This window comes from Proteus sp. fly-1089, assembly GCF_040138965.1.
GTDB lineage: Bacteria > Pseudomonadota > Gammaproteobacteria > Enterobacterales > Enterobacteriaceae > Proteus > Proteus vulgaris_B.
Genome location: NZ_JBEETS010000003.1, coordinates 203683 through 218093 on the forward strand (window position 1 = coordinate 203683; position 14411 = coordinate 218093).

General features: G+C 38.0%; 7 protein-coding genes. 5 read left to right on the top strand and 2 right to left on the bottom strand.

The window, feature by feature from the left end; all coding sequences use genetic code 11:
• Positions 1–594: 594 nt before the first annotated feature.
• From ABN080_RS10125 to cueR, 4 genes are all read left to right on the top strand, one after another.
• Positions 595–2280, top strand: a complete 1686-nt coding sequence (locus ABN080_RS10125) for a ShlB/FhaC/HecB family hemolysin secretion/activation protein (RefSeq protein ID WP_340893510.1) — start codon at positions 595–597, stop codon at positions 2278–2280.
• A gap of 33 nt (positions 2281–2313) precedes the next feature.
• Positions 2314–7047 carry a calcium-independent hemolysin HpmA gene (hpmA, locus tag ABN080_RS10130; protein WP_349440940.1) on the top strand — a complete coding sequence of 1578 codons (4734 nt, stop codon included), beginning with the start codon at positions 2314–2316 and terminating at the stop codon, positions 7045–7047.
• A 277-nt stretch (positions 7048–7324) separates the two neighbouring features.
• Positions 7325–9814 carry a heavy metal translocating P-type ATPase gene (locus ABN080_RS10135; protein WP_349440941.1) on the top strand — a complete coding sequence of 830 codons (2490 nt, stop codon included), beginning with the start codon at positions 7325–7327 and terminating at the stop codon, positions 9812–9814.
• A gap of 110 nt (positions 9815–9924) precedes the next feature.
• Positions 9925–10374: a Cu(I)-responsive transcriptional regulator gene (cueR, locus tag ABN080_RS10140; RefSeq protein WP_349440942.1), complete on the top strand. Its 450-nt coding sequence runs from the start codon at positions 9925–9927 to the stop codon at positions 10372–10374.
• Positions 10375–10483: 109 nt separating this feature from the next.
• Here the strand turns inward: cueR and secA are convergent, their stop codons facing one another.
• Complete coding sequence (gene secA, locus ABN080_RS10145; RefSeq protein ID WP_115350668.1) at positions 10484–13192, bottom strand: preprotein translocase subunit SecA; 2709 nt, start codon at positions 13190–13192, stop codon at positions 10484–10486.
• 99 nt (positions 13193–13291) lie between these two features.
• Positions 13292–13819, bottom strand: coding sequence for a secA translation cis-regulator SecM (secM, locus tag ABN080_RS10150; protein WP_115350669.1), 528 nt, complete (start codon positions 13817–13819; stop codon positions 13292–13294).
• A 45-nt stretch (positions 13820–13864) separates the two neighbouring features.
• Between secM and ABN080_RS10155 the strand changes: the two genes are divergently transcribed.
• Positions 13865–14380, top strand: coding sequence for a DUF721 domain-containing protein (locus ABN080_RS10155; RefSeq protein WP_196554010.1), 516 nt, complete (start codon positions 13865–13867; stop codon positions 14378–14380).
• The last annotated feature ends 31 nt before the right edge of the window (positions 14381–14411 follow it).

Genomic DNA, 14411 nt, shown 5'->3' on the forward strand with positions numbered 1-14411 from the left:
TCATAATATTAAAATAAAATACCAATAACCTTACTTTTAATCATGATTAATTATTTAACAATAAAAACATGATATATTTACTTTTATAAATCCTATTTTATTCATTAAAATGAAATAATAATTCATGGAATTTTTATTTCATAATGCAACATTAATAAACTTACAAATAACAAATGAAAAGTGGTTAATTTAAATTTCTTCATTTACTAGAACATCCTCTCATTATTTATAATCTCTTAAGAAAAAATAAAATTTTATTAATTAACACAGAAAAATCGATGTTAAGTTAAACAGAGAGAAAAATAACACGGTAGATTATAACCATGAAAATCAATACCATAGACAACATTCAATTAAATCATTTGTTTGATTAATTCTTTTGGTGATATCAATCATATTAGTTATGTCGATATTTTATATTGGAAGAAATAAAAATTTATCTTTATTTCATCGATTTTAAATTTATTTTCATATTGAGAGTGCGTGGTGTTTATTATTTTTAAATTAAAGATAATATAAAAACATTAATTATTATCTTACTATTTTTAAGTCATATTATTTATATTTGAATTAATACCTTTATATTGAGGTAAAATGAGAAAAAAAGTTATTTTATTAACACTATTAAGTGGATTTTCAACCAGTGGATTAACAGCGAATGACGCCGGTTATTTAGGCTCGATGGGAGAATCGAGGCGCGCATTACAAGATAGCCAACGTGAAATAAATCAACTTATTGAACAAAATCGCTATCAACAACTTCAAGAAAATGCATTAGAGGTTTCACCTACCCCCACATTTATTACTGAATCAGAACATTGTTTGCCTATTAATGGTGTTTATGTTCAAGGAATTACCTTACTCAATGAAAAAGATCTTGATTCATTAACACCATTACCAGAGCAATGTATAAAAAGTGCTGACGTTAACCGATTAGTCAAAGAGTTAACTCAACGCTACCTTCAACATGGCTATATCACTGCTAGGATCCAATTTTTACGACCTAATGAAGAACAACAGCTTGGGTTATATGTTATTGAAGGCTTTATTGAAAAAATACAGGGCGGTGATCGAGGCGTTAACACAGCTTTACTTTTTCCTCATGTTGAAGGAGAACCGTTAAAACTGTCAAAGCTTGATCAGGGGCTTGATCAAGCGAACCGTTTACAATCCAATAAAGTCAAACTCGATATATTACCGGGTAGGCAATTAGGTGGCTCAATTATTCAGCTCACCAATCAGCGCCAAGCGCCTTGGCACTTGAATATTTCAACTGATAACTATGGGCAAAAAAATTCAGGACGCTGGTTAGTTCGAACAAATGCAAGCTTAGACAGTCCCTTGGGACTATCCGATTTTGTCAGCTTAAATGCTAGCATCACCACAGACAACCCAAATACACGTTTTAATCGTGCTTACACCCTACTCTATTCTTTACCTTATGGTGCATTGACATTAAGTACTTTTGGTAGCTATTCGGAGTACGAATTTCATCAATCATTACAGACACGTACAGTACGTTTATCCGGGAATACCACACAAATAGGTTTAAGGGGGGATTACGCTTTTTATCGTAGTCAAAAACAGATAGATACCTTAAACATGCAGGTAACACATAAACGAATACGTAACTATTTCAGCCAAATCCGCTTAGATTTAAGTAGCCCAGCACTCACTACCGTAGAGCTAGGCATCAACCATTTACACATTATTTCCAACGGCGTTGTGAGTGTGAATTTAAGTGCAGAAAAAGCCATTGGTTGGTTTGGTGCAGACGGATCACCTCATGTTGCTAATGGGAGTGGTAATGACTATCGCTTTACAAAAGTTAAGCTTTTTGCCAATTGGCAACATCGTTTTTCATTATCGGATCCTACATTTTTATTCAATAGCGCTTTCATTGGTCAATACAGCCCTGACACCTTACCCGGAGTTGAATGGCTCAGTTTAACTGATAAAAATGCAATCCGTGGTTTTGACCAAAGCACACTTTCTGGTGATAACGGAGGATATTTACGTAATACCCTTTCTTATCCTTATCGAATAAATACCTTTTCAATCACCCCTCGAATTGGCCTAGATGCAGGTCGTGTTCAACAACATGGCAACTATGAAGGATGGCGTAGTGGTTATGGACTAAGTTCAGGCTTAAATCTTCAATATCAAAAAGCACAATTCGATATCGAAGTCGCTAAGGGGCATTTGCTTTACAACCAAACGAATTCCAATAAAACCAAAGACCCTACTCAAGTGTTAGTTAGATTTTCATATTTATTTTGATTCACACTCATAGCAATAAACGGAGAAAACTCTATGAACTCAAAAAATTTCAAGCTCTCTCCTTCGGGTAGGCTTGCTGCATCTTTAGCGATTATTTTCGTATCATTAAATGCATATGCTGGCGGCATTGTTCCTGATTCGGGCACTCAAGGACCGAATGTTTCATCAGTCAATGGTGGTACTCAAGTCATTAATATCGTTACACCAAATAGTGAAGGTATTTCTCACAACCAATATCAAGATTTTAATGTAGGCAAACCTGGTGCAGTATTTAACAACGCCTTAGAAGCTGGGCAATCACAACTTGCTGGGCAATTAAATGCCAACAGTAATTTAAATGGGCAAGCCGCTTCTTTAATTTTAAATGAGGTTGTTAGTCGTAACCCATCATTCTTACTAGGTCAGCAAGAAGTTTTTGGTATTGCTGCGGAATATGTTTTATCTAACCCAAATGGCATTACTTGTGATGGTTGTGGTTTTATCAATACAAGCCGTTCTTCTTTAGTCGTGGGTAATCCACTATTTGAAAATGGTGAGTTAAAAGGATATAGCACACTTAATAACACCAATTTACTTTCTATTGGTAAAAACGGTTTATATGCTCCGGGTCTTTTAGATTTAATTGCACCACGTATTGATAGTAAAGGAAAAATAACTGCAGCTGAAATTTCAGCGTTAACAGGACAAAATACTTTCTCTCAACGTTTTGATATTCTTTCATCCCAAAAACCAACTTCTGCACTAGATAGCTATTTCTTCGGAAGCATGCAATCTGGTCGTATTCGTATTATTAATACCGCAGAAGGAAGTGGTGTTAAGTTAACAGGTAAATTCGTTTCTGATAATGAATTAAGCGTAAAAGCTGATAATATTCAAACGGATAGTCAGGTTCGTTACGATAATTTCGACAAAGATGGCAGTGAAAACTACCAAAATTACCGTGGTGGTATCGCAGTTAATAACAGTGGTTCAAGCCAAACTCTGACAAAAACAGAGTTAAAAGGTAAAAACATCACATTAATTGCTGATAATAAAAACCAAATCAAAGCCTCTGATTTAATGGGTGATGATATTTTATTACAAGGCGCTCATTTAACTGTTGATGGCAAACAGCTACAACAAAAAGAGACTGATACCGACAATCGCTGGTTCTATTCTTGGCAGTATGATGTCACTAAAGAAAAAGAATTGGTACAACAAGTTGGTAGCCATATTGATGCTAAGAACAATGCCACACTAACAGCAACTCAAGGTGATGTCACTCTTGAAGGTGCAAAAGTTAATGCAGGTAATACTCTGGCAATTAATGCTAATAAAGATATTAATATCAATGGATTAGTTGAAAAAGAAAATCGCAGTGAAAATGGTTATAAACGTAACCACACTTCTCGTCTAGAGACAGGTAGTTGGAGCAATAGCCATCAAACAGAAACCTTAAAAGCCAGCGAACTGACCGCAGGTAAAACGCTAGGCTTAAATGCTGAAGGCTCAGTTACCGCTCAAGGTACAAAATTACATTCTAATGAGAATGTTGTCGTTAATGCTAAAGAGAACATCAATCTTAATGTTCAAAAGACTAACAATGATAAAACAGTAACCGACAATCATGTTGTTTGGGGTGGTATCGGCGGTGGTAATAATAAGAATAATAACAACAAACAAGAAGTCAGCCATTCAACACAATTAACGGCTGACGGACAACTGTTACTTGCAGCAGATAACAGTGTCAAAGTCACAGGTAGTCAAGTAAAGGGCAATCAAGGTGCCTTTGTTAAAACGACTCAAGGTGATGTTGTTATTGATAATGCGATTAGCGAAACCATCACTAAAACAGATGAACGTACAGGTACTGCATTTAACATCACTAAAAACTCCCACAAGAATGAAACTAACCAACAGCATTCAACCGGTAGTGAATTAGTTTCTGATGCAGAATTAACTGTGGTCAGTGGCAAAGATGTTAATGTAATTGGTAGCTTAATTAAAAGTGCCGATGAGTTAGGTATTGAGTCTTTAGGTGACATCAACGTTAAATCTGCACAGCAAATCACAAAAATCAATGATGAAAAAACATCATTAGAGATCACCGGTCATGCTAAAGAAGTTGAAGACAAGCAATATAGCGCAGGTTTTCATATCACTCATACATCCAATAAAAACAATAGCACTGAAACTGAACAAGTAGGATCTACTATTAGTGGTGGCAGTGTTAAAGTTCAAGCAGATAAAGATGTCACTTTTGCAGGCTCTGATTTAAAAACAACTGCGGGTAATGCCACTGTTTCTGGTGACAATGTTGCTTTTGTTTCAACAGAAAACAAAAAAGAAACAGACAGTACAGATAGAACCATTTCAGGTGGTTTTAGCTACACTGGTGGTGTTGATAAAATCGGTAGTAAAGCTGATTTTCAATATGATAAACAGCATACAACAACTGAGATCACTAAAAATAAAGGTAGCGAAACTCAAGTTGCAGGTGATTTAACCATTACTGCAAATAATGATGTGACGCATCAAGGCGCATCACACAAAGTTGACGGTGTGTATAAAGAATCAGGTGAAAATATCAATCACCTTGCTGTAAATGACAGTGCAACATCTAAAACAGATACCTTAAATATCGGTGTCGATGTGGGTGTTAATCTTGATTACAGTGGTGTTACTCAACCAATTAAAAAAGCGGTTGAAGATGGCATTGATACAGCTAAACCCGGTAATAATACCGACTTAGATAAAAAAATTACCTTTAAAGATGCCATTGGTAATCTTGCTAACTTAAGTAACTTAGAAGCACCTAATGTCGGTGTTGAAGTCGGTATTAAAGGTGGTGGTAGTCAGAAATCACAAAATGATAGCCAAGCGGTTTCAACATCAATTACTGCGGGTAAAATTAATACTGACAGCAATAAAACGTTACATGATCAAGGAACTCATTATCAATCTACCCAAGGTGATATTGCACTAACGGCTAACACTCACACCAGTGAAGCGGCACAAAATAAACATCAAGAGTCCTTCCACGAAACAACGGGAGGAGGTCAAGTTGGTGTCAGCACAAAAACTGGCAACGACATTACCGTAGCGATTAAAGGTGAAGGTAAAACCTCTGACACAAGCCTAACCACAACGAAAGCTGATGGTAGCCAGTTTAACTCTGCTGGCAATATCAATATTAATGTACGCGAAGATGCACATTATGAAGGCACTAAGTTTGATGCTCAAGATGGCAAAACTGTTATTAATGCTGGCGGTGATTTAACGTTTGCACAAGCAACAGATACTCATTCTGAAAGTCAACATAACGTGAATGGTAGTGCAAACCTGAAAGTAGGTACAACACCAGACAGTAAAGATTACGGTGGTGGCTTTAATGCAGGTGGTGCTAATCATCAAAAAGATCAGACAACAGCGAAAGCAGGTTCAGTAAATGGCTCTCAGGGTATTGAGTTAAATTCAGGTCATAATCTGACTTTACAAGGTACTCATTTAACCAGCGAAAATGATGTTGCTCTGACTGCAACTAACAAAGTTGATTTCCAAGCTACCGAATCTCAACGTACTGAAACAGGTAAGAACTTATCTGGTGGATTACAAGCAGGATTTGGCCAAAAAATGGAAGAAAAATCGTCTTCTGTCAATGGATTAGGTGGCGCTGAATTTGCTATTGGTAAGCAAGATGAAAAAACCGTCTCGCGTGAAGGTGGCACAATCGCTAACCAAGGTAATTTAACTGTTAATGGTAGTTCAGTTAATCTTCAAGGTACTAAAGTTAATAGTAAAGATACACAATTAACGTCTCAATCTGGAGATACGACACTCACATCAGCACAATCAACTGATTACAAAAACAATTGGGGTACTGATATTTCTTTAAATGGCAAACAAACCAATACCACGCCAAAAGAAGTGACTGAAGAAAATCCAGCCACCTCAATCCATGATATTGGTGGCAAAGTTTTAGTAAACGTTGAAGATCAACAAAAATCTACTCACCAAAATGCCTCCGTAGAAACAGGCACATTAACTGTAAATAGCGATAAAAATCTCGCTCTTTCTGGTGCAAATGTTTCTGTAGATAATGTAACGGGCAATATTGGTGGTGACTTTATAGTGACTAGCCAAAAAGATAGCGATCGTCATGTTAATGTTGATGTAAATGTGGGTTACAACCACAACAATGATCCTGAATCTAGCCAAGTTGATAAAACAGCAAAAGCAGGTGGATCATTGTTAGAAAATACGATCAAAGAAACTATTGATTCAGGAATTAAATCTGCAACAGATGTTATTTCTGATAAATACAATTCTCTTTCTTCCACTATTGCTGATAAAACTGGTATCAGTGGTGAGACAAAAGAAAAAATTGATAAAGGTGTTGGTACAATAGGTAACGGTATCAAAAATATCGTTACTGGTGCGGAAGGTCATACCGCTAATGCCGATATCAAAGTTTCTCATATTGATAATGATGCAGTAGCCCAAACTTCAACCTTAACAAGCAAAAATGACATTTCATTAAATGTAAGTGGCACAACTAAACTTACAGGTGCTGAAGTGAAAAGTGAGCAAGGACAGGTTGATTTAGGCGGTAGCAACGTTCAATTAAATAATATTGAAGGTCATCATTATGAAGCGGGTGCAGATCTTGATCTGAAATCATCAGCTGTTGATTTAGTGAAACAACTTGCAGGTGGTGATTTATCATTAAAATCCCCCGTTAAAGTTAATGAGACTGTAAACACAAAATCATCTATTTCTGAAAAGTAATAGATACCTGATAAAAGAGTAATGCCTATTCTTTTGTAAACCAACCCCGCTTGTTATTACAATAAGCGGGGTTTTTATCTCTCTGCATTTTAGCCCTTTCTCCCCTAATAAAATTGCATTTTCTAATATTCCAAAAGTCTTAGAAAACATAATCATTTGAATTAAAAATAAAATATTGTTCAAAACTGTAAAAAACAAATTAACATACAACCCTTGACCTTCCCCTAATGGTAAAGCCTAAGCTTTGTTTCATACCATATTTAAGAGGGGAATTTTAATGAATACGAAGACAACGTTATCCTCTGCCAATCGGCTGAGCTTACCTGTGGAAGGCATGACATGTGCTTCATGTGTTGGTCGTGTTGAACGAGCATTAAAAGCGGTGCCTGAAATACAAGATGCCGTTGTGAATCTAGCCACTGAACGTGCTGATATCACATTTACTAACACGCCAAATCCTATCATTGCCGTTACTGCCATTGAGCATTCTGGTTATAAAGTACCAGAAGAAATTACCGAATTGGCGATTGAAGAAATGACCTGCGCTTCTTGTGTTGGTCGTGTTGAAAAAGCATTATCGCAAGTTTCTGGTGTATTAGAAGCCACCGTTAATCTTGCCACAGAGCGTGCTCGTGTACGTCATTTATCTGGTGTAGTATCTATCACTGATTTAGAAGCCGCTGTTGTACATGCTGGATATAAACCACGTCGTTTATCAGATAATCGAGATAATATTCGTGATATCAGTGAGGAGCGTCGCCAAAAAGAAGAGCGCTCATTACGTCGTGCATTACTTATTGCCACAATATTCACCCTACCCGTTTTTATCATTGAAATGGGATCGCATTTTATTCCTGGTGCACATGGTTGGGTGACACAAATACTTGGCCAACAATTAAATTGGTATATTCAATTTATCCTTGCCACCATTGTTATGTTTGGCCCCGGCTTACGCTTTTTCCAAAAAGGAATACCTGCATTATTACGTGGTGCTCCAGATATGAACTCATTGGTATCTGTCGGTACAGCAGCCGCTTACGGATATTCTGTGGTATCAACCTTTATTCCTCAAGTTTTACCCGCAGGTACAGCAAATATCTATTTTGAAGCAGCCGTAGTCATTGTGACCTTGATCTTATTAGGTCGTACACTTGAGGCTAAAGCAAAAGGAAATACTTCCCAAGCAATTAAACGTTTAGTGGGTCTACAAGCAAAAACAGCGCGTGTATCTCGTAACAATCAAACCTTAGAAATTCCACTCGATCAGGTTGTAATGGGTGATATCGTTTTTGTCCGCCCCGGAGAAAAAATACCCGTTGATGGTGAAATTGTTGAAGGTAATTCTTACGTTGATGAAAGCATGATAACTGGTGAACCCATTCCTGTATCGAAAGAGATTGGCTCTGACGTTGTTGGTGGCACGATTAATAAAACAGGTGCTTTTAGTTTTAAAGTAACCAAAGTTGGCTCAAATACTGTTTTGGCTCAAATTATTCGCTTAGTGGAAGAAGCACAAGGTTCTAAACTTCCTATTCAAGCACTTGTCGATAAAGTCACTATGTGGTTTGTGCCTGCAGTGATGTTAATTGCCACAATTACATTCTTTATTTGGTTAGCTTTTGGCCCAGAGCCTGCATTAACTTTCGCGCTAATTAATGCCGTTGCTGTATTAATTATTGCCTGTCCATGCGCAATGGGTTTAGCAACCCCCACATCCATTATGGTTGGGACAGGTCGGGCGGCTGAAATGGGTATTCTTTTCCGTAAAGGTGAAGCCTTACAAGCCTTACGTGATGTCAATGTTGTCGCACTTGATAAAACAGGCACATTAACCAAAGGCAAACCTGAGTTGACAGATTTAATTCCAGCTGAAGGTTTTGAATATAACGAAGTCTTAAGTTTGGTCGCAGCAATTGAAACATATTCCGAACATCCAATAGCAGAAGCGATTGTAAATGCAGCTAAAGAGGCTGAGTTAATACTCAAAACAGTTGAAAACTTTGAAGCAGTACCTGGCTTTGGTGTCAGTGCAAAAGTGGGAGGAAGAACGGTATCTGTAGGGGCTGATCGTTTTATGAAGCAACTTGGATTAGATGTCAGTCACTTTATTTCATCAGCCCAAAAGTTAGGTGAACAAGGTAAAAGCCCGCTGTATACAGCGATTGATGGGCGCCTTGCTGCAATTATTGCCGTTGCCGACCCAATCAAAGAGACAACGCCAGAAGCCATTAAAGCCTTACATGACTTAGGCTTTAAAGTCGCAATGATCACCGGTGATAATAAAGCAACAGCAATAGCGATTGCAAAACAGTTAGATATTGATGAGATAGCCGCTGAAGTGCTTCCTGATGGAAAAGTGGAAGCATTAAAACAATTTAGTCTTAAAGGTGCCAAAGTTGCTTTTGTTGGTGATGGTATCAATGATGCTCCTGCTCTAGCACAAGCTGATGTTGGATTGGCAATTGGCACAGGAACCGATGTTGCCATTGAAGCTGCAGATGTGGTGCTAATGTCTGGTGATTTACGAGGTGTAGTTGATGCCATCGCCTTAAGCCAAGCAACTATTCGTAATATCAAACAGAATTTATTCTGGGCATTTGCCTATAACGCATTATTAATCCCAGTAGCAGCAGGCATGCTTTACCCTATTAATGGCATGCTGCTTTCACCAATTATTGCTGCCGGTGCTATGGCACTTTCCAGTGTGTTTGTATTAGGTAACGCACTAAGACTAAAACGCTTTCAAGCACCAATAAAAAATCATTAATAGATAGATTATCTCTATAGCCAGACTCAATACGAGTCTGGCTCAATAATATAAAGCGACTTTCCTATACTTATAAAAGCACGCTTCATTATTCTAATAAGGAAAACATGATGAATATTGGTCAAGCAGCAAAAAAATCCGGTATTTCCAGCAAAATGATCCGTTATTATGAGCAAATTGGTTTAATTCCCAAAGCCATTCGTGCTGATGCGGGTTATCGAGATTACAGTGAAGCTGATGTGGCTTGCTTTCGTTTTATTCGCCATTCACGGGCACTTGGCTTTTCAACCGAACAAATATCAACGTTATTAGTTTTATGGAACAACAGAGAACGAGCTAGCGCAGATGTGAAATCCATAGCCATTTCTCATATTGAAGAGCTTAACCGTAAAATAGCTGAACTTCAGCAGATGACACAAACACTAGAACATTTAGCAAAAGATTGCCAAGGTGACAATAATCCAGATTGCCCGATTATTGCAGGATTAGCAGCACCCAAAGCGACGTCTGAAAAGGGCACAGCCAAAAGCCATCTTTCTCACCTTCGTTCTTCAATCTAATTTATTTATGATAAAAAAAATCCCGCTTATTATGAACTTACTCCAGTCCAACTCAGCGGGATTTTTTATTAAAAGCTCGATTAAATAGCTATTATTATCAATGCGTCAATTAACCTAATTGACCATGACAATGTTTAAATTTCTTACCTGATCCACAAGGACATGGTTCATTACGACCCACTTTTTTACCTGCAGCCACTTGACCATCAACCGCTGACATTTGAGATTCTTTTGTCACTTCATGGCTTAACTGCTGTTGTTTTGCCAGACGTTCTGCTTCTTCACGACGGCGACGTTCTAACTCTTCAACTTCTTCTGGTAAACGAACTTGGACTTTGCTTAGTGTGCTGATCACTTCATATTTTAGTGATTCCAGCATATTAGCAAACATTGCGAACGATTCACGTTTGTACTCTTGTTTTGGATCTTTTTGTGCATAACCACGTAAGTGGATACCTTGACGCAAGTAATCCATCGCTGCCAAGTGTTCTTTCCACAATGAATCTAGCGTTTGTAACATCACGCCTTTTTCAAAGTTACGCATCATTTCAGCACTAACGATTTCTTCTTTCGCTTTATAGACTTCGATAGATTTTTCTAAAATACGTTCACGTAATGTTTCTTCGTGTAACTCAGGCTCTTTATCTAACCATTCTTTGATTGGTAAATTTAAATCAAAGTCTTTTTGTAGACATGCCGTTAAACCTTCGATATCCCACATTTCTTCCAGTGATTGAGGTGGAATGTAGTTGTCGATCATTGTAGTGAAGACATCTTGACGAATGCTGTCAATAGTTTCGCTTACGTCTGCCACATCCAGTAATTCGTTACGTTGAGTGTAGATTGCACGACGTTGGTCATTAGCTACATCATCATATTCAAGCAATTGCTTACGAATATCAAAGTTGCGGTTTTCTACTTTACGTTGCGCATTTGCAATTGCTTTAGTTACCCAAGGATGCTCAATCGCTTCGGTTTCATTCATACCTAATTTACGCATCATGCCAGATACTTTATCTGAAGCAAAAATACGCATTAAGGAGTCTTCCATAGATAAATAGAAACGAGAAGAACCTTCATCACCTTGACGACCCGCACGACCACGTAACTGGTTATCAATACGACGAGATTCGTGACGTTCAGTACCAATGATATGTAAACCACCTGAAGCTAATACTGCGTCATGGCGCTCTTTCCATTTGGCTTTGATTTCTTCAATTTGCTCTTCAGTTGGCTCTTCAAGTTTAGCCACTTCAGTTTGCCAGCTTCCCCCTAACACGATATCAGTACCACGACCTGCCATGTTAGTTGCGATAGTTACCGCTGAAGGTAAACCTGCGTTAGCAATAATATCCGCTTCCATTGCGTGGAATTTCGCATTCAGCACGTTATGGTGAACATTCGCCTTCGTTAATGCATTAGAGATTTCTTCTGACTTTTCAATTGAGATAGTACCAACAAGTACAGGTTGGCCATTCTTGGTGCGCTCACGAATATCTTCGATAATAGCTGCAAATTTACCTTGTTCATTCATATAAACTAAGTCAGGTAGATCTTTACGCACCATTGGGCGGTTAGTTGGAATAACAATCGTTTCTAAACGATAGATAGAGTTAAACTCAAACGCTTCAGTATCCGCAGTACCCGTCATCCCTGCTAATTTTTCGTATAAACGGAAATAGTTCTGGAATGTGATGGACGCTAATGTTTGGTTCTCATTTTGGATCTTCACACCTTCTTTTGCTTCAACCGCTTGGTGTAAACCATCGGACCAACGACGACCTTGCATTGTACGACCAGTGTGTTCGTCAACAATGATAACTTCACCATCTTTAACAATGTAGTCAACGTCTTTGGTAAACAGAGCATGAGCACGCAATGCAGCTGTCACATGGTGCATTAACATAATATTAGCTGGTGAGTATAAAGACTCACCTTCTTTCATCATGCCCGCATCTGCTAATAATCCTTCAATCTTAACCAAACCACGTTCTGTGATATTCACTTGACGCGTTTTTTCATCAACAGAGTAATCACCTTCGCCTTGGAAAGTATCTGAATCTTCTTTTTCTTGAGAAACCAAATGAGGGATCACTTTGTTCATTTGGATATAAAGCTCAGAGCTGTCTTCTGCTGGGCCTGAAATGATCAGAGGTGTACGCGCTTCATCGATTAAGATTGAGTCAACCTCATCCACTAAAGCGTAGTGTAATTTACGTTGAACACGCTCTTGTGGGCTAAACGCCATGTTGTCACGTAGATAGTCAAAACCAAATTCGTTGTTAGTGCCGTAAGTGATGTCTGCGTTATAGGCTTCACGTTTTACTGGTGGTGCCATATTCGGTAGATTGATGCCAACGCTTAATCCTAAGAATTCAAATAAAGGACGGTTATTTTCAGCGTCACGTTGTGCCAAGTAGTCATTGACAGTAACAACGTGAACTCCTTTACCTGATAACGCATTTAAATACGCCGGTAATGTTGCAGTTAATGTTTTACCTTCACCTGTGCGCATTTCAGCAATGCAACGTTCATTTAGCACCATGCCACCGATTAGCTGTACATCGAAATGACGCATACCAAAGACACGTTTACTTGCTTCACGAACAGTTGCAAACGCTTCTGGTAAAATATCTTCCTCTTTTTCACCCTTTTTTAAGCGCTCACGAAACTCATCTGTTTTTGCTTTTAACTCATCATCAGTCAGTTTTTCAAATTCTGGCTCTAGTTTATTAATTTCAACGACGACTTTGCGCATACGGCGGATAGAACGATCATTACGGCTACCAAAAATTTTGGTTACAATTTTACCTAACATAAATCTTTATTCTCATTTATGGCGTGAAAACGCCGAAAAAAGCCTCTGTTTTATGTATTCACAGAGATAATCATAATCTTATTAGATTAAGTGACTCAATTAAGCGGTTAGGTAAGGTCCAGCGCGGATCCCACGGATTTGTGCAAGCCACAATCCGGTATGATAAGAAGTGGTATTCTGTGCTAAAGCATAGCCAGAAAGCGGCAAATGAGTTAATGCGGTTGATGATGTGTCTGTTAGTAACGCATACAGAGTATCAAGCATGACCTCTGCAACATTAGAAACCGGAGACGGCTCATCTTTGGCTTTGACCATCAATTCAGGAGAATTAATGGTGAACGCAAAAGAAAGCTGTTTAATAACATTTTTTACTGCATGCTGTTGCCAGTAATTAAAGGTGAAGGATGAGGCAGGATTCTGTACACTTTGACGTAAGAATAAATTGTCAAACGCAATGAGTGCCTGACTTTGACGATTTTGAGAAGAAGGAGTATCTGTTTGCTGTGGATTTTCGGCATGAGCAGACAACAGCGAAGGTATTCCGATACCTGCTGCTACCATCCCTAAAAGCAGATGCGACCAAAAATATCGCCTGCCAAACTGTCGCCAAAAACTTATAATGCTCATTAACCTTTGTTGCTCATTAATTTTTATTTTGTGGAGTCAAAATCTATGCGGGATAGTTACCCACAATCATTGGAAAAAATCTTCATAGAACTTGAAGGTTCCAATAAGAATACATTACAACTCATACAACAGCGTGCAACGATTTTACTAAAATTAAATCGCGCCGTCATGGCTCTTTTGCCTGTTCCTTTACAAGATAAATGCCGTGTCGCAAATTATCGCAATGCTATTTTAATTATTGAAGTAGCAAACGCAAGTTGGTTAACACGATTACGTTATGAAACTCCATCATTACTTTCTGCATTAAGACAAGAAATTTTACCATCCTTATCCTCAATAGACATCAAAATTAATCCGACTTTAGGAATAAAACCGGAAAAAAGATCTTTAATATCATCATTAAAAGAACAAGAGCCTACAAAGAAACGTCACTTGAGTTTAGAAAGTGCTCAATCATTAAAGTATTTGGCGCAGAAAAGTCCGAAGAAATTAAGAGAGAAATTAGAGCGGTTGGCTGCACTTGCCGGAGAGAGTACAAGTGCAACCAAAGATGAACGTTAATTAGAGATAATTAACGTGCTTTCCATCGCTG